Source organism: Pseudoalteromonas sp. PSi26 (assembly GCF_054960575.1).
Map to the genome: position 1 here is coordinate 1 of NZ_JBHNYT010000026.1, position 15,501 is coordinate 15,501.

The 15,501-nt window shown below is 36.6% G+C and carries 16 protein-coding genes and 1 pseudogene; 3 read left to right on the top strand and 14 right to left on the bottom strand.

Going from position 1 to position 15,501, the window contains the following annotated elements:
* Nucleotides 1-215: 215 nt before the first annotated feature.
* Together ACFI34_RS18345 and ACFI34_RS18350 are read right to left on the bottom strand one after the other, a co-directional pair.
* Nucleotides 216-2,009 carry a choice-of-anchor I family protein gene (locus ACFI34_RS18345; protein ID WP_462674532.1) on the bottom strand — a complete coding sequence of 598 codons (1,794 nt, stop codon included), beginning with the start codon at nt 2,007-2,009 and terminating at the stop codon, nt 216-218.
* Nucleotides 2,010-2,094: 85 nt separating this feature from the next.
* Entirely contained in the window at nt 2,095-2,520 is a 426-nt protein-coding gene (locus tag ACFI34_RS18350; RefSeq protein WP_462674533.1) for a hypothetical protein, read from the bottom strand.
* 121 nt (nt 2,521-2,641) lie between these two features.
* Between ACFI34_RS18350 and ACFI34_RS18355 the strand changes: the two genes are divergently transcribed.
* Nucleotides 2,642-3,484, top strand: coding sequence for a LytR/AlgR family response regulator transcription factor (locus ACFI34_RS18355; protein WP_462674534.1), 843 nt, complete (start codon nt 2,642-2,644; stop codon nt 3,482-3,484).
* Nucleotides 3,485-3,512: 28 nt separating this feature from the next.
* Here the strand turns inward: ACFI34_RS18355 and glmU are convergent, their stop codons facing one another.
* The 3 genes from glmU to ACFI34_RS18370 all read right to left on the bottom strand — a co-directional run bounded on the left by glmU (nt 3,513) and on the right by ACFI34_RS18370 (nt 9,216).
* Entirely contained in the window at nt 3,513-4,871 is a 1,359-nt protein-coding gene (gene glmU / locus ACFI34_RS18360) for a bifunctional UDP-N-acetylglucosamine diphosphorylase/glucosamine-1-phosphate N-acetyltransferase GlmU (protein WP_462674535.1), read from the bottom strand.
* A gap of 211 nt (nt 4,872-5,082) precedes the next feature.
* Nucleotides 5,083-8,217 carry a lantibiotic dehydratase gene (locus tag ACFI34_RS18365; RefSeq protein WP_462674536.1) on the bottom strand — a complete coding sequence of 1,045 codons (3,135 nt, stop codon included), beginning with the start codon at nt 8,215-8,217 and terminating at the stop codon, nt 5,083-5,085.
* Nucleotides 8,218-9,102: 885 nt separating this feature from the next.
* Nucleotides 9,103-9,216 carry a hypothetical protein gene (locus ACFI34_RS18370; RefSeq protein ID WP_462674537.1) on the bottom strand — a complete coding sequence of 38 codons (114 nt, stop codon included), beginning with the start codon at nt 9,214-9,216 and terminating at the stop codon, nt 9,103-9,105.
* Between the two features lie 231 nt (nt 9,217-9,447).
* On the opposite strand from ACFI34_RS18370, the pseudogene ACFI34_RS18375 reads away from it, so the two are divergent.
* Nucleotides 9,448-10,435 (top strand): annotated as a pseudogene (locus tag ACFI34_RS18375) (IS3 family transposase); the annotation flags it as partial.
* A gap of 88 nt (nt 10,436-10,523) precedes the next feature.
* Here the strand turns inward: ACFI34_RS18375 and ACFI34_RS18380 are convergent.
* The 9 genes from ACFI34_RS18380 to ACFI34_RS18420 all read right to left on the bottom strand — a co-directional run bounded on the left by ACFI34_RS18380 (nt 10,524) and on the right by ACFI34_RS18420 (nt 13,993).
* Nucleotides 10,524-10,883 carry a hypothetical protein gene (locus tag ACFI34_RS18380; RefSeq protein ID WP_462674538.1) on the bottom strand — a complete coding sequence of 120 codons (360 nt, stop codon included), beginning with the start codon at nt 10,881-10,883 and terminating at the stop codon, nt 10,524-10,526.
* Between the two features lie 66 nt (nt 10,884-10,949).
* Complete coding sequence (locus tag ACFI34_RS18385) at nt 10,950-11,165, bottom strand: hypothetical protein (protein WP_462674539.1); 216 nt, start codon at nt 11,163-11,165, stop codon at nt 10,950-10,952.
* Nucleotides 11,166-11,176: 11 nt separating this feature from the next.
* The gene (locus ACFI34_RS18390) at nt 11,177-11,383 is read right to left on the bottom strand and encodes a hypothetical protein (RefSeq protein WP_462674540.1); all 207 of its coding nucleotides are present in this window, start codon (nt 11,381-11,383) and stop codon (nt 11,177-11,179) included.
* Between the two features lie 280 nt (nt 11,384-11,663).
* On the bottom strand, nt 11,664-11,786 hold the full coding sequence (locus ACFI34_RS18395; RefSeq protein ID WP_462674541.1) for a hypothetical protein: 123 nt from the start codon (nt 11,784-11,786) through the stop codon (nt 11,664-11,666).
* An 81-nt stretch (nt 11,787-11,867) separates the two neighbouring features.
* Entirely contained in the window at nt 11,868-12,041 is a 174-nt protein-coding gene (locus tag ACFI34_RS18400) for a hypothetical protein (protein ID WP_462674542.1), read from the bottom strand.
* Nucleotides 12,042-12,154: 113 nt separating this feature from the next.
* Complete coding sequence (locus ACFI34_RS18405; protein WP_462674543.1) at nt 12,155-12,340, bottom strand: hypothetical protein; 186 nt, start codon at nt 12,338-12,340, stop codon at nt 12,155-12,157.
* Nucleotides 12,341-12,452: 112 nt separating this feature from the next.
* The gene (locus tag ACFI34_RS18410) at nt 12,453-12,641 is read right to left on the bottom strand and encodes a hypothetical protein (RefSeq protein ID WP_462674544.1); all 189 of its coding nucleotides are present in this window, start codon (nt 12,639-12,641) and stop codon (nt 12,453-12,455) included.
* 248 nt (nt 12,642-12,889) lie between these two features.
* A complete protein-coding gene (locus ACFI34_RS18415; protein ID WP_462674545.1) occupies nt 12,890-13,807 on the bottom strand; it encodes an ATP-grasp domain-containing protein in 918 nt (305 codons plus the stop codon).
* Nucleotides 13,808-13,819: 12 nt separating this feature from the next.
* Nucleotides 13,820-13,993: a hypothetical protein gene (locus ACFI34_RS18420; RefSeq protein WP_462674546.1), complete on the bottom strand. Its 174-nt coding sequence runs from the start codon at nt 13,991-13,993 to the stop codon at nt 13,820-13,822.
* 1,112 nt (nt 13,994-15,105) lie between these two features.
* Between ACFI34_RS18420 and ACFI34_RS18425 the strand changes: the two genes are divergently transcribed.
* Nucleotides 15,106-15,288, top strand: coding sequence for a hypothetical protein (locus ACFI34_RS18425; RefSeq protein ID WP_462674547.1), 183 nt, complete (start codon nt 15,106-15,108; stop codon nt 15,286-15,288).
* Nucleotides 15,289-15,501: the final 213 nt, after the last annotated feature.

A 15,501-nucleotide genomic window follows, 5' to 3' on the forward strand; every position in this document is an offset into this window, starting at 1 on the left:
AGGTCGCATTATAGGGATATTCGAGAGGGGGTCAACGTTTAATTCACGCTTTTTTGAATAAAAACACTTTTAGTACGAAAGGTATACAAATAAAGGGGTAAAGGGCGCTTTAAGCTTAAAAAACATGCATTTTTAATCTCTACTTAAATGCTAATACTCTATCAATATAAAAAGCGGAAAATAAAGCATGATATTTTCCGCTTTTTACAGAGTGGTTAATTAGCTGAAATTTCCCATACTGCAATAGAACCAGATATCTCATTACCTATGATAAGTAGCGGTTCGCCAGTTGCACTTTGTTCGCGTGGTATGAATGTCATTCCTTCTGGTGCTAGATCACCGGTAATTTCTGCACCAGCTATTAAACCTCGGTTATAAAAGTAGTCTTCAAACTGCACATCATATGGGTTAGTAATATCGTAAATCATGATCCCCCCCATACGCTCGAGTCCAATAAATGCAAAGGTGCGTTCGCCAATTGTACCTATAGTTAGCGCTTCGGGTTCTGCGCCTTTATCGTCTGAGCGTGTATCGCCTTTATTTTCATCTTCATTATTATTAAACGCTTCGCCATGAACTGATGCGGTAATACGGCCTATATCGTCTCCAGAATCAAACACCACCAGCCCATTGCTGTCCCAAATGGTAAACGAACGTGCGCCATAGGCATAAAGCGATTCGTATTGACCATCGTTATTATTATCACCTTTAACCGTTGTCACTTTTAAACGGCCGATGTCGTTATCGTCGTTATTTAAGTAATCAAAATTAGCAGCAAGCGTTAGGTCTTCGACGCGGCTTTCATCTATGTAAGCAAGGCAACCATCGTCTTCATCGAAATCTACGCCGCCTTTGGCTACGCAATCTGCTTCATCAGTTGTATCAAAAAAGTATTCGCGTGCATCACCTTCATTAGCCGACACTATAAAGTTTGCGCCTTTCCAGCTAAAGCTTGAAATTGTGTCTGGTTGGTACATGCCATATAAGCCAGGGTATGATTTAAAATTAACACCGCCGTCTTTATCTGATGCGTCTATTTGTAAGCTAGACCAGTCTTTAAAGCCTAACCCTTTTAACTCAAGAGAGTTATCTTCTAAATTAACGATGGCTAGTCCGTTATTTTCTTGAATCGATACGTAGGCATATTTGTTATCTTTAGAAATACTGACGTACTCTGGCTCTAAGTCCATTGCTACGGTGGTATTGATTAGATTACCATTTATGATGCGCCCTGTTGGATTAGCAAATACCAGTCCGAGTGCTTCAAGTTCAGATTGCTTATCGTTGTATGCTGTAAAATCAATATTGGTAGCATTGTCGGCAATTACACCATCATTAACATTAATAATGCTGATAGAACCCTGTGGATCAATACTATAGTCGCCGTTAGGTTCCCCTTCGTTGGCAACAACTACTTTTGCTCCATCATGGCTAAATGTAACCATATCGGGTAAAAAACCAGCCGTTACATTTTTTATAAATATTGGTGTATCGCCGCTTATGTCGTAAAAGGCAATTTGACCTGCCTCTCCAACACTTTTAGCAGCCATTGCTACAGCAAGTAATTGATTATTTTCATCTATTGCTATGCTGTTTGCGTCACCGGGGGTGTTGTCGTTTAAGGTAAGTGTAATTGCCGTACTTAAGTTGGTTGTACTTACAATGCCCTCATTGTCTTGCACTAGAGCAGCTGTATCAAATGTGTCGGCAGGAATAATATTTACAACCGCACTATCCCCCGAGCTATTAATAGCGTAAATCCATTTTTTTGATGCTTGATAAGCAACTATTTCGGCAGCACCTTCAGGACTTTGCGCATTGAGTACTGCTCGTCCTATTAGGTTAATGGTTAAAGCCGAATTTGCATTAGTGCCGTTAATTCCATTTTCACCCGCTGTACCTTGCTCGCCTTGAGCTCCTTGTGCGCCATTTTGACCATCATCGCCATCTAATGAGCAACCAGTCAGCATAGATAAAAGTGAAAGCGTTATTATAGATTTTTTTAACATTGTTCTTTTCCTTAGTGTGGTATTAGGTAAATATCAACACAGAGGTATTACAAAGTTATGGCACTTTTAATACGGCTTTTTTACTTTAAAAAGCCAACTGATAGGCTAACGGTAAGGTAAGCAACATCCCCAATACATAACCCATTTTTTTAAGCGCTTTCGAATAGTTGTTTTTAATTTTAAGACCTAGCAAGGGCCTAATGATATCAACGCGCATTACCACTAATGTAATAGCTGCGCACGCCCCCCAAGTGCCCACAATAATTAAAAATAACTCAACCATAAGACCAAGGTTAAAAGGTTGTAGCACAAAGCATAAAATAATTAATACACTTTGATGCAATACATAAAAGGGAAACACCCAGCTATTTAGTGTGTTTAAGTAAGCTGCTTTAAAATTTAAAAAACGCTGCGCTAAAGTAAGCATGGTAAGTACACCAACTACTCTTTGAGTATTGTATATTGCAGTCCACAAATAGTTTGGTAAATCCAGTTCATTTTGATACGCCAAAGCAATACACACATACAATAGAGTAAAACTTGTACACAAAAGCCAAAGGTATCGATTTAAACTTTTCCAAAAATAAGTGTTTTTAGCTAACAGGTAACCTATAAATATAAAAGCACACATAATGAACCTTCAACACTTTCAACGTTTTCAAACTTTTTATGCCGCGTTACTCCTGTTTAGCTACGTTGTAATAAACAATACGGTTAATGCGACAACTCAAATAATGGAGGCGCAAAGAGACGGCGCACTGCCTTTTTTAATATGGGAGCCGTTTGTATGGGAATATTCAAGTGCGTTTAGCACGTTACTTATATTTCCAGCTGTAGTGTGGCTATTAAAAAAAGTACCTTTTGACTGGCACAATATTGCTTTTTCACTGTGTATTTACTTTGTGTCGTCTGTTATTTTCAGCGCGTTACATATTAGTGTGATGGTTGGAGGGCGTAAGCTCGTTTATTTGTTAAATGATCTTCACTACAACTTTGGGCTCAGCTGGTTTGAATTTTTATATGAATACCAAAAAGATGCGATAAGTTTTTTATTCTTTATCACCCTTATTAAAGTTTATCAGTATATTGTTAAACAGCTACTAGGGGAGGCTTCGTCTATTGATGAAGGTGCGCAATACAATACTGATATTATTAATCGCTTATTAGTTAAAAAGCGGGGTAAAGAATTTATTATAAAAATTGACGACGTGGATTGGCTAGAATCTTCAGGTAATTATGTAAACTTACACATTGGCACGTCCATTTACCCTTTAAGAGTGACGCTCACTGAATTAAGTAAACAACTAGAAGTGCAGGGCTTTTGTAGGATTCACCGAAGTCATGGCGTAAAACTCGATAAAGTAGAATGCATTACACCACTCCCCAGTGGAGACAGCGAAATAAAACTAACTACAGGTAAAGTGCTCAACCTTTCTAGGCGTTATAAAGAGCAATTTAAACTTAAGCTGCAATAAAAAAGGCTACCTAAGTAGCCTTTAATTATTATTTTTTAACTGGTCGTTTCCAACCGGTTAAGTTGCGTTGCTTTGAACGTGCTATTGCCAGCTGCTCGTTTTCAACGGTACTAGTGATCACAGAGCCTGCTCCCACAGTTGCAGTAGAACCAATGTTTACAGGAGCAACAAGTGATGAGTTAGAGCCTATAAAAGCGTTATCGCCAATAATGGTTTTTGCTTTATTAACACCATCGTAGTTACAAGTAATAGTGCCTGCGCCAATATTCACCTTTTCGCCAATTTCAGCATCACCTAAGTAACTTAAGTGATTAGCTTTAGAACCCTTACCTAAGCGGGTTTTTTTCATCTCAACAAAGTTACCAATGTGAGAGTCTTCTTCCATTACCGCACCTGGGCGAAGGCGTGCATAAGGGCCAAGTGTACATTTAGCCGCTACGCTTGCATCTTCAATAAGGGTATTCGCTTTTATTACAACGTTATCGCCTATGGTACAGTTTTTAAGTACACAGTTAGGGCCTATTTGTACGTTATTACCAAGGGTTACATTAGCCTCAAAAATAACGTTTATATCAATTAATACATCTTCGCCTGTTTTAACATTGCCACGTACATCAATACGGGCTGGGTCGGCTAGGGTGGCACCATTTAACATTAATTCTTCAGCTTGCCATGCTTGGTAAGCGCGCTCTAGGCCGGCAAGTTGTACGCGGTTGTTTGCGCCTTCAACTTCCATTGCATGATCTGGTTGAGCCGATGTAATTTCTACACCTTCACTGTGCGCCATAGCAACTATATCTGTTAGGTAGTATTCACCTTGCGCATTATTGTTAGATAAGTTGCCTAACCAGGTTTTTAACAGTTTGCCGTTAACCGCCATAATACCGGTGTTTACTTCATTAATAAGTAACTGCTCTGCGCTTGCATCTTTTTGCTCAATAATACCGACAAGCTTGCCATTTTCACGCAGCATACGACCGTAGCCATTTGGATTAACCAAGTTAACGGTTAATACCGCTAGCCCATTTTTAGGTGTTACAGCTAATAAGCGCTCAAGCGTTGATTGCTTAGTTAAAGGAACGTCACCGTATAAAACCAATACAGTATCGTCATCGTTAATATGAGGGTTTGCTTGTGCAACAGCATGGCCGGTACCTAACTGTTCAGCTTGCAGTACCCAATTAACATCGTTATCGGCAAGTTGTTGTTGTAATAGTTCGCCGCCGTGCCCGAAAACTAAGTTAGTGGTTGTTGCACCCAATGCCTTTGCGTTATCAATAACATGCTGCACCATAGGTTTACCTGCCACTTTATGCAGCACTTTAGGCAAAGCAGAACGCATACGAGTACCTTTACCCGCAGCAAGAATTACTGTTGTTAGAGCCATTAAAACAATTTCCTTTTTCCGTTGTTTTAGTTAACAAGTCTGTTTATGCAGAAGATTACGTAAGTCACGCCCTGTGCAAATACTCAGTAAACTAATTTGCTAGTACTGAATCTTGGCTGAAAAACACACTTAATTGAATAGCGTTATTGTAGCGGGGATTAAAGGAATATATAAGCGCGTTTAAAGATATTACTTCCCTAAACGCAGTTTTTTACTTAGCTTTATCCATTGAAAAATATTTTCGCCTTAACAAGTCATGTATTACAAATTCTTGTTCTCTGCCGTAAGCTTTAAACATTCGGTTATTGTGCATATGTAAAAGCGAGCCTAAAAGAGAGTCTCGGGTGCAATTAAGTTTATTTTCTTTGATGAGCTCAACTAAAGATTTAACTACTGGTTCAGCATCTCTTTGCCATTCTTCAAGTAACTTAAAAATAAACGTTTGTATTTCATCAGGCTCAGCAGTATTTAACTTTTTAAAGTCGTCATTTAACTGCGCTTGATATTCTCGAAAACGATTACCTAATTGCTTACGTAAAATACTGTTTTCATTAAACTCATTACCAAAACCATCTCGTAAATGGCTGATCAGCTTTAACCGTTCATCACTTCTGTAATCAAATAGATTAAGTAACCTATGTGTATAGTTTAGCGCTATACGCCAACGTATATCTTCACCGCAGTCATCTACTAGTAAACAGGCCTTTGCAATTAACGAGCTGTCATACATAAATAAAGATTCAACTAAATCTATAGATTCAGGGCCTCCATAGCGTTCAACTTCTCGCTCATAAGTCATTAGCTCTACTTTATGTAACTCACCGCTTTCGATCATTGGATCAAGTAAGTTATTTAATGTAGGTAATAACTGACCACATAATATGTTTGGTTCTCCATGAAAACGAACCCTAATATGCCAATCTGGATCTGAATATCGAATAAAAAACCATTTGTTAAAAAAGTCTTTATTCGACTCAATAAGCGGAAGTAATTTCTCACTCAAAAGTTGCTCAACTAAAGAGTTACCACTATAAATCTTTAAACTAAGCCACTCAGAACCTGCACTAAATCTTCTTTTAATCGGCGCCGCAGATATATTTTCAAGAGGCTTATCAACAAAATGTTTATGCACTTTTGCTGCTGTGTTTCTAAAAGGCACTATTACTTCATTATTATAATGATGCCCAAACTCATCTCTTACACGAGAGGAGAAGCTTGAAGATAAAACCTCCTTCAACTCAACCTTAGTTTGCCCTTTAGTCTCAGCGAGTAAAATTTCAAACATATCAGAGTTTCGTAAGTCCAACTGCAAAACATTATCAAACATTGCGTAGCAAACTTGTGCGTCTAACTGGTAAGTAGTGAAGAGTGTATTTAGCTTGTCTAAATCTAGATGACCATCAATTAAAGCTGCTTGTAGATGTTTTCTATCAACGCGCCATGTTTTTTCACTCAACACTAAATTATCTAACATTATACGTGGAACAAAACTATGCCTAGATGTACTTTGCGGCATAGAAAAATGAGGAGGGCGTCCGTCTTGATGTTGTAACATACATAAAAACTTATAAGCACTAAGGCTACGCGATGAATAGTTGTGCGCACAGGACAAACGAGGCACTACTTGTTTATTTAATCGCTTACTCCAAAGCTTAACATGCTGGCCTTCAACCCATACATATAAATCGCTTAAATGTATTTGATACTCCTCATTTAGGCTACTATCTGCCATAAATACAATTTCATATTCACGTAAATGAGGGCGAGCAATAACATTACCTGGCCGCCCTTCAGGCATATGTACTACTTCAGCAAAAATAACCTCGGGTGAGTGCGCTTGCTCTTGTTTTAACTCCTCTATCACTGCATTTTTTAAACTTTCATCTAAGTGACAAAAGCGACCTAATAAATTTGCTGATGATGGCCCATAACAACCATTAAACTTAAAAACCGGGTTTTTATTACCATCTTCATAAAGACTTAACATAGCAGCAAAAGAACTAGGATAACTTTTTATAGCATCTTTATGCGCTATTTTACTTTTCAATTCTTTACTTGTTAGCACAATACTATTCTTATGACGATTAGAAGGAAGGCTGATAGCGTCTTCAATAATTGAGTCTATTAAACTGATACTTGCGGTTGAATTTATAATGCTTCCTGCGCGAGCAAGGTGCAGCCCTGCTAACAAGGGTGTTTCATAGCTAGTTTCATTTGAAATCCCAATCCCAGTCTCATCATCTAAAATTACATCTAATGGCACAAACTGCCCTTCAAAACGATCATAAAATTGATTGATGAACTGAGATAGAGGGTTACCTTTTTCATTCGCATTTAAACCAGACAATAGCTCAAGCTGCTTTTGCACACGGTTAATTTCTAATTCACTTAAATGACAAGCACTATAATTGCGGTAAATATCAGCTTGAAACAGTTTGTTTTCTTGCGCTTTTATTGGTAATTTTTCTAAATGTGAAAGTAATTGCTTATAGGGAGCAATAGTCCCTTTTTTATCTTCATCTAAGTGCTCTATTTTCACTAATGCAGTTGCTAAATTGTCTGAAATTATATTTTCATCAAGGTTTTGAATTGATTTTAATAAAGCATAGTCAGGAGAATCTCCTGTTAAGGGTAATGGTATATCGGCTACTAATGCCCCCTCATCAATTAAGTCTTGAATATAATATTCAACATCCTCTTTATTTGCATCTTTGTACTGTAAAAATAAAGCCTCACATAAACTATTAAAGTTAATACCAGCGCTAGATTGCTTTAAAGCAAACCTAAAATATTCGTCGCTTTCAATTGCACTCAGTCGATACTGGATACTATTATCTAAAAGGTAACTTTCTATATACCGGCATTGATCCGCAATAAAATAATGCGATGGGTTTGGCTTATATATAAGTGAATTTGAGCGAGGGGTATTTTTAATAAAGTAATCTTTTAGAGCGTTTAAATAAAACATGTCTAAACGTGTTTTACGGCTGTCTTTTTTATAATTTCCTACAATTAAATCAGTAGACGAAGTGATATCGCCTTTATTTACACCAGAAAACAAACCAAATGGCGTTGGCCTTGAACACATTCTGACCATATACTTTATTAAAGCGTGTGTAATCTTTTTCCCTTGCTTAGTGTCTGGCTTTTCACGCCATTGACCTATACGTTCTAATAAAGAAGGACTAGCCAAATACAGTGCTTCTTGAACACCGTGCATAGCTAACCAGCTTTTTAGTATTTTGTTAGTATCTGCATTTACATCATTAAACTGTAATAGCTGCTCATTACTTAACCGCGGTACACGTATAACAAAAAACGGAGCACTTTTTACTTTATTCGACACTACTACATCCTTTTATTTTTAAGTAATTCATAAGCAATCAAAACAACCAAAATCCTCTTTAGGCTATAACCCATTACTGTTATTTTTTTATTAGAACATCTTTTATTCTGATGATACTGTATAAGTAAGCAAAAAGTTAACAGCAACCCTAAAATTTCAATCACTTAAAAACAAAAAATGCAAAATACTTAGACAAAACCACAACCATTAACATACGGGGTTGCAAAACAATCTCTACCAGAGATTAAATGAGTCAGGCATGTTCTATTGAAATGAATGATGAAAATGAAACTAAATAAAAAGAAAATTAAAAAAGTATCGTCGGGCATGAAGCTTATACCGAATGAGATAACACCACTAATAGTCGGAGGAGGGTATTACGTAAAAAAGCAAAAGTCGATTGATGAAAGAAATAACTCAAAAAGAGATACAAATATAAAGACGTTTTTTTATGTTACTTATTAAAAAAAGAGTTTACCTTTAAGTAAATTAAAATTATTTGGAAAGCCGAGCAACAAGAGAGGGCAGTCTTACCTGTAGTTTTTACTTTATTCCACTTTTAGTTTAAGTCCCAGCCATAGATATATCCAAAATTGAAGGCGTTTAGATTTATGACTTTAGGCTCCAAAAAACTAAACTATACCGCTATTTTACCAAAGTAAGCTACAGTAATAATCCTAAAAGCACCTAATATTGTAACCCTAGTGGCGTCTGTTATAGCTTCAAACTTGCTGTTTGGAGTAAGCTCAAATCAAATGCTGGTAAAGTGTTTACTTAATTCACCACTACTTTGAATACGCTTATCTACCGCTGGGCTTTAATAGCAAATTTAGCCACAGCACCTTTGCAAGATACTTTAGTCAGCACTACAAATTAGTTTAAATCTCAATGCAAAATACACGGCGCTTGTAGTTTATGTACGTCATCAAATGGGCATTGCAGCGCACGACTCGCGAGCCCCAAGCTATCACCCAACTCAATCAGCTGCTGTAAGTTCATCCCTTTTAGATTAGCCGAAAACGCTTACGCATCGCAGACATATCTAATTTTTGGCCGTGATAACAAGCCACCATAGACATAGAAGCAAGACCGCATTAGGCTATTTCAGATTCGAGGAAAAGGAAAACATGCTTAGCTACTGAGAATGAAAGACCTAAGTTCAATGTATGAACTGGTTTAATTGAGCCGGACACTTTAATAATGGACAATGTTCTAATATTGAGGTGTTAAATGACAAAACGTAAAAATAAATTTTATACAACTGAATTTAAGCAAGAAGAAGCAGTCGCTCTGGTAACAGAACAAGGCTATTCAATTTCAGAGGCCGCAGCCTCTCTGGGGATCACCACCAAACTTATTTATAACTGGAAAACTAAACTTGAAGGGCAACAAGCTGGCAATGCACTCGATGAAGATAAGCGAGCCGAGCTAAAACGCCTGAGAAAAGAAGTGAAAGATCTCAAAACGGAGAAAGAGATCTTAAAAAAGGCCAGGGTGAATTCAATAGGTCAATGCAGCACCTTCTTTGCGAGAGAAATGAAGTAAAGTATCATTTCATCAAAGATGAATAGCCAAGCTTATAGCGGCAGAAGAGCTACATCTTTACCGAAGAGCAAAAGCACTGTTTAAAAGCAGCAGAGCAAGCTTAGGCTACCGTGAGTTATTTAAGAACTTACGTAAAGAAGGTTTTAAAATAACGCGCTACAAAACTAGAAAGTTAATGGCGAAGCTCAATTTAGTTGTTAAACAACGTGTGGCTTATAGAGTGACAACTAAACGTAAGCACTCAGATGCAGTTGCGGATAATTTGCTTAATCAGAACTTTAATCCGGTAGCACCGAATCAAATTTGGGCAGGCGATGTGACATACTTAAGAACTGGCGAAGGCTGGATGTATCTAGCCATTGTTATGGACTTATATTCTCGTCGTATTGTTGGTTGACATATTGATAAACGCATAACGACCGATTTGGTCAGTAAAGCAATGATAAAAGCGTATAACTTACAGCAACCGCCCAAGGAAATAGTATTTCACAGCGACAGGGGCTCACAATATACAAGCAAGCAATATCGGCAATTACTTAGGAGTTATAGTGTTAGAGCAAGCATGGGTGATGTGGGAGCGTGTTGGGATAACGCTGTTGTTGAAAGGTTCTTTGGTAGCTTGAAACATGATTGGTTACTAAAAGTGGCTCAACCAACGCGTGAACACATGAAAATTCTTTAAGAAAAGTGTCCGGCTGGAGTTGACCAGAACAGTATTCACCTAATTATCAAAATCATTAAGAAATATTATGTCATCATGTTTAAAGAGAATACCGCTCACGAACATCATCATCAATGGCATTCCTTATTCCAAAAAAATAATCAACATCGATCACTTTTTTTTCTGAAAATATGCGTACTTTTTTATCTGTTAATTCCAAACTTTTTATCTCAGTGCACTTATATTTATGTACCACTGGAAAGCTGTAACAGTAAAGGTAACCATTTTTCATTTTCAAGGCAGCCTTACCTCTAATAAAAACGAAAATAACTAAAAGTGTAAAAATAAAAAGCTTTATTGTTAGATCAATAGAGTAATCATATGAAAATGAAAAACCCAAAACAGGAACAAAAAAAACTGTTAAAGTAATAGCTAGATTTAATAAAAAAAAATAATTCATATTTAAACTCTTATTTTGAAACATAAGAAAAAGTATGGGGCTCATAGAGCCCCGTACCAGAAATGGTTATGGGTAACAAAAATAAGCACCGCCAATAGCACCAACCCCAGATCCAATTGCACTACCTCCAACTAGACCTGGACCTGCACCAAACCCGAAGCCACCAAAAAAACCAGCGGCACCACCAATAGCGCCACCGAGTACAGCTCCGCCAAATGTGAAAGCTCCCATACAGTCACCACCGACAATTTTTTGACATTCTTCTAATTCAAGCTTTAACATACATTTCTCCTTTATGGTAAACAAACAGCCGTGCCTAAGTTAGTACCTAAACCAAATCCCCACATTGCACCTGGCCCCATACCTATGCCCCCAGTTGCAATTCCACCAACGATAAAGCCACCAAGAGTTCCCAAAGCACCAAAACCAGCGACACAGGCAGCTTCAGCAGCCCCACCACCGGTCACTTCTTGAATTTCATTTACGTTTAAGTTTTTCATGTTATTATTTTCCTTATTCGATGCTTTTAGTTAAGTCATCGAGTTGTTATATGCTCACACAGCACAATTAGTGTGAGCGGTTAATAGGCCAGCTTTAGCTATCCCTTCTAAAGTTAACTAAAGCTAGCCGCTTTAATCTTATAGCTTCGTTACATTACCTAAAATGGTGATGTACCAATAACGATAATAGGTGGAATGCGAATACAACCTTCGCCATTTTCGCCCATTTTTACGCCACCGAAAATATTATCTACTTTTTTAAGTTCAATCATTTTTATCACTATCGCTTAATAATAAATGGAGGAAAATTAATAAATGGAGGAATACAACCATTACCATTTTCGTCCATACGTACACCACCTGAAATAGCCGATATTGTTTCTTTATTTTTTAACTGAATCATTTTTTGCCTTAAATTGTTTATTAAAGTAAATATTTACTTTTACTTATACTACGGGGCACTGCTACCCCGCGTATTAGAATATTACAACCACTTTTCAGGTGGAAATGGACGAGGATCGTTACCATCTTCAGGAATAGCCATAGTGATCGGATCATCTGGACCACCGGTCTCTTTTAAAGCGAGGGTTACATAAAAGTCGCCTTTACCGCCTACAACTTGTTCATTTTGTGTCTTTTCTAGTGAAAATGGGTGCATTTTCTTTTCCTTATTTACTTTCTCGTTAATGGCATTATTGCCGTGTTTATTACGTGAGACTCCGCCAAGAATTCACGTAACGTTAAAAGCTATCTAAAACTATAATTTTTTAATTACATCCAGTCTTCTGGTGGGAATGGACGAGGGTCGTTACCATCCTCTGGGATTGCCATTGTAACTGGGTCTGTAGGATTGATACCACCGCCATCCTCTGTACAACCGCCAAAATAAGTAACTTTAGAGGCAACGCCACCTACAACTTGCTCTTCTTGTGTTTTTTCTAATGAAAATGGGTGCATTTTCTTTTCCTTATTTACTTTCTCGTTAATGGCTTTATTGCCGTGTCTATTACGTGATACTCCGCCAAGAACTCACGTAACGTTAAAAGCTATCTCAAACTATATTTTTTAATTACATCCAGTCTTCTGGTGGGAATGGACGAGGGTCGTTACCATCCTCTGGGATTGCCATTGTAATTGGGTCTGTAGGATTGATACCACCGCCATCCTCTGTACAACCGCCAAAATAAGTAACTTTAGAGGCAACAACGCCACCTACAACTTGCTCTTCTTGTGTTTTTTCTAATGAAAATGGGTGCATTTTCTTTTCCTTATTTACTTTCTCATTGATGGCATTATTGCCGTGTTTATTACGTGATACTCCGCCAAGAATTCACATAACGTTAAAACTAATCTTTCTTTTTAACCTATTTAATAATTACGGGAATAATTTACGGATAACTTGTAAGCAATCTACCCAATTCCCATTTTTGTCCCAACCTAATCCACCCTTAACGGCTTCTAGTTCTAAAATATGTAGCTCTTCATATTTTTCAGCTCTATTAGTTATTAATGCTCAAGTATGTAATCAACGATGTAGTCAGACATCGAAATGCCTGATTGTTTTTCAAAACCAATAAACATGGGTGAAGGATTTGCCTCTAAAAAATAATACTCACCACTTTTATTCCTACGCCAATCTATCGCGGTCCAGTTAAGGTACAACTCTTTTGCTATTTTTTTAGCTTGGGTTTTTATTAGTTCAGGTGTATCAATTACTACCAGCGTTGCTTCATCATCTACTCTAAAATCAGCTAGTTCGCTTTTAAGCTCTATTGATATAACACGCTCACCTATTACATAAGTCCGTATATTAGTACCGGCTATAAACTCTTGTACCGTTATAGGAGATTTAGCCAACGCCGCTTCAACTCTTTCTGTTTCTAAGTGAGACTCTGTTAAAATTTCAGTATGCGCGCCACCAAAAACAGGTTTAAAAATACTTTGCTCTAAATTTTTATATGCAAGCTTTATATCTTCTATGTTGTTACCAACATATGTTTGTGGAATTTTAACGCCCAAATTTTTTATTTTTTGTAACTGATACGGTTTTTCTTGATGATGCTGAAAAGCCTCCCAGCCATTAACCCACTTAGTGCCATTTTTTAAGTAAAACCACGTTCTTAGGCAGGCCATACTATCCTTTGCAGCAATACCCTGCTCAGTCATAAAAGTGGCTCGAGTCTCTTCATCAGACACGCCCGAAAAGCTACGCCAAAACACGGCTTTAATATCACTTAACTTAATAAGCGTGCCACAACTTAAAGTTAAGCTGCCATCGCCATCATTAGGTGAAAAACTAAACTTTACTTTGTTTGGAAAGTCATGTGTTTGCAGTAGATATGCATCTACATTTCTCGCTTTTAATTTATTTAGTATTTTTAAGGCATGCTCATCATGTAACTGCCCAATAACAATATAAGCCATTTATAAACCCTATTAATTAAGTGTGTAATAATCTAAATTGCTCATATCGCTTTCCGCGATATTAAATATTTGACAGCTATTACTTATAACACCTTCTGAATCTAAATAGCTGTCAATACAGTCTGCTGCCATTTGTTTATCTAAAAAACGCTCTAATTCATATTCTGATTGGAAGTACTTAGCCATTTTATTATTCCTATTTTGTTATTTTTGGCTGTACAACTACGCTTTCAAATATGCATATTAAACCAGCCAATTACTCGTTTATAATTCAAATTTTGTGTCGCTCTTTGTTTTCGACGGGATTAATAATGGATTTATTTTTTTAATTTTGCAAAAAACCACAAAAAAAACAAAACCAATAAAAAACAACAATTTAACTACAAATATTATTTTATAATAATTTCATTTTATGCTCTAAATATGAAAGAAAGCAGTTTGTAAGAGCTGCATATTGTTTAGTTAGTCAATGAATTGAGTGGAAGGGATTCGGACTGTATGTTCTTATGATAAAAGCTAACATACTTTACTTTTAATAAATAATATCGCCCATTTTTATTAATAAAGTAATGTGTATAAACCATTCGTAGGCAAGGTATTTTCGCGGTTTAATTGATGTTCTATCGCCACAACTTGTTAAAGCAATGGTGCAACTTCTACTGATGAATACTCTACAAGCACATGCAAACACTTCACCAACGAATTAAAGCTTAGGGCTGTTAAAGCAAATTATTGAGCGCTGCTATACCCTTGTAAAAATCGCTAAATGTCTAAATTCTTATAACAAACATTAAATCGGTTATCAGTAAAACACCTGGATATACAACACATAATTAATAACTTATAGATTTGAATGGAACGTATAATTCAAATCAAGCTACTTAAAAAGTCGCATGGTACTTTGCCAGAAACACCAAATAAATAATGCTCATCTAAGTAAATTTCAATTACCTTAGGGTAACTGTACTTTACACTATAATTTAGCTACTTTACCCATTGTTTTAAAGCTCTTAAATGATGCAGCATTTGAACTTATTTTTTAGGTTAATTGAATAGCTTTACATCAATAACTGCAGAACATATAGTAGATATTGCATGTACATGAAGTTACGTAAATCAAGTGAATAATTTACATTGTGAAAAGCACATGCCAACAGAACCTAAGGATGAAACTGAGTTTTAGTGTGGCAGTTACAAGCTCAGTAACACCATAAGTAGTAAACATTGCCACTTGCTTAGCATTTATAAAAAAGCATAAATTAATACACTCTTATTCTATTAATAAAAAGGAAATTCAAATGAAAAAAATAAATCTAGCGCACTCTTCTTCAACAAATAAAAAGAAAGTACAAATGAAAGAGTTAAACCTAAACGAAGTAAAACAAATTACTGGTGGCCGTGGTGGCGCTGGTTTACGTCCACAATGCCCTATAGGTGGTTGTATAGTAGAAAATGAAGCCATACAAGGGAAGGTAAAATAAAGTTAATAAAAAGAAAAGATATATTAAAGTGTTAAACACAGATTTTTATACAAAAAAAAGGAGCATATCTGCTCCTTATTCATCTTACTTCTCGCTATAAATTAATACTACTTCTCCGCCAAGAGGGGTAATATTATTTTTCAGTTTCAAAAATACCCGCTAACTTTCTAAAAGCAATGTCAAGTGATTCTTGCCAACTTTTACTTTTAGTAC

Bases quoted from the DNA above. Each gene is read 5' to 3' on its own strand.
- glmU (WP_462674535.1), bottom strand. From the start codon at position 4,871: ATGGCTCTAACAACAGTAATTCTTGCTGCGGGTAAAGGTACTCGTATG.
- ACFI34_RS18415 (WP_462674545.1), bottom strand. From the start codon at position 13,807: ATGGCTTATATTGTTATTGGGCAGTTACATGATGAGCATGCCTTAAAA.
- ACFI34_RS18420 (WP_462674546.1), bottom strand. From the start codon at position 13,993: ATGGCTAAGTACTTCCAATCAGAATATGAATTAGAGCGTTTTTTAGAT.
- ACFI34_RS18410 (WP_462674544.1), bottom strand. From the start codon at position 12,641: ATGCACCCATTTTCATTAGAAAAAACACAAGAAGAGCAAGTTGTAGGT.
- ACFI34_RS18395 (WP_462674541.1), bottom strand. From the start codon at position 11,786: ATGATTCAGTTAAAAAATAAAGAAACAATATCGGCTATTTCAGGTGGT.
- ACFI34_RS18370 (WP_462674537.1), bottom strand. From the start codon at position 9,216: ATGAACTTACAGCAGCTGATTGAGTTGGGTGATAGCTTGGGGCTCGCG.
- ACFI34_RS18385 (WP_462674539.1), bottom strand. From the start codon at position 11,165: ATGTTAAAGCTTGAATTAGAAGAATGTCAAAAAATTGTCGGTGGTGAC.
- ACFI34_RS18390 (WP_462674540.1), bottom strand. From the start codon at position 11,383: ATGAAAAACTTAAACGTAAATGAAATTCAAGAAGTGACCGGTGGTGGG.
- ACFI34_RS18380 (WP_462674538.1), bottom strand. From the start codon at position 10,883: ATGAATTATTTTTTTTTATTAAATCTAGCTATTACTTTAACAGTTTTT.
- ACFI34_RS18345 (WP_462674532.1), bottom strand. From the start codon at position 2,009: ATGTTAAAAAAATCTATAATAACGCTTTCACTTTTATCTATGCTGACT.
- ACFI34_RS18425 (WP_462674547.1), top strand. From the start codon at position 15,106: ATGAAAAAAATAAATCTAGCGCACTCTTCTTCAACAAATAAAAAGAAA.
- ACFI34_RS18400 (WP_462674542.1), bottom strand. From the start codon at position 12,041: ATGCACCCATTTTCACTAGAAAAGACACAAAATGAACAAGTTGTAGGC.
- ACFI34_RS18405 (WP_462674543.1), bottom strand. From the start codon at position 12,340: ATGCACCCATTTTCATTAGAAAAAACACAAGAAGAGCAAGTTGTAGGT.
- ACFI34_RS18355 (WP_462674534.1), top strand. From the start codon at position 2,642: ATGAACCTTCAACACTTTCAACGTTTTCAAACTTTTTATGCCGCGTTA.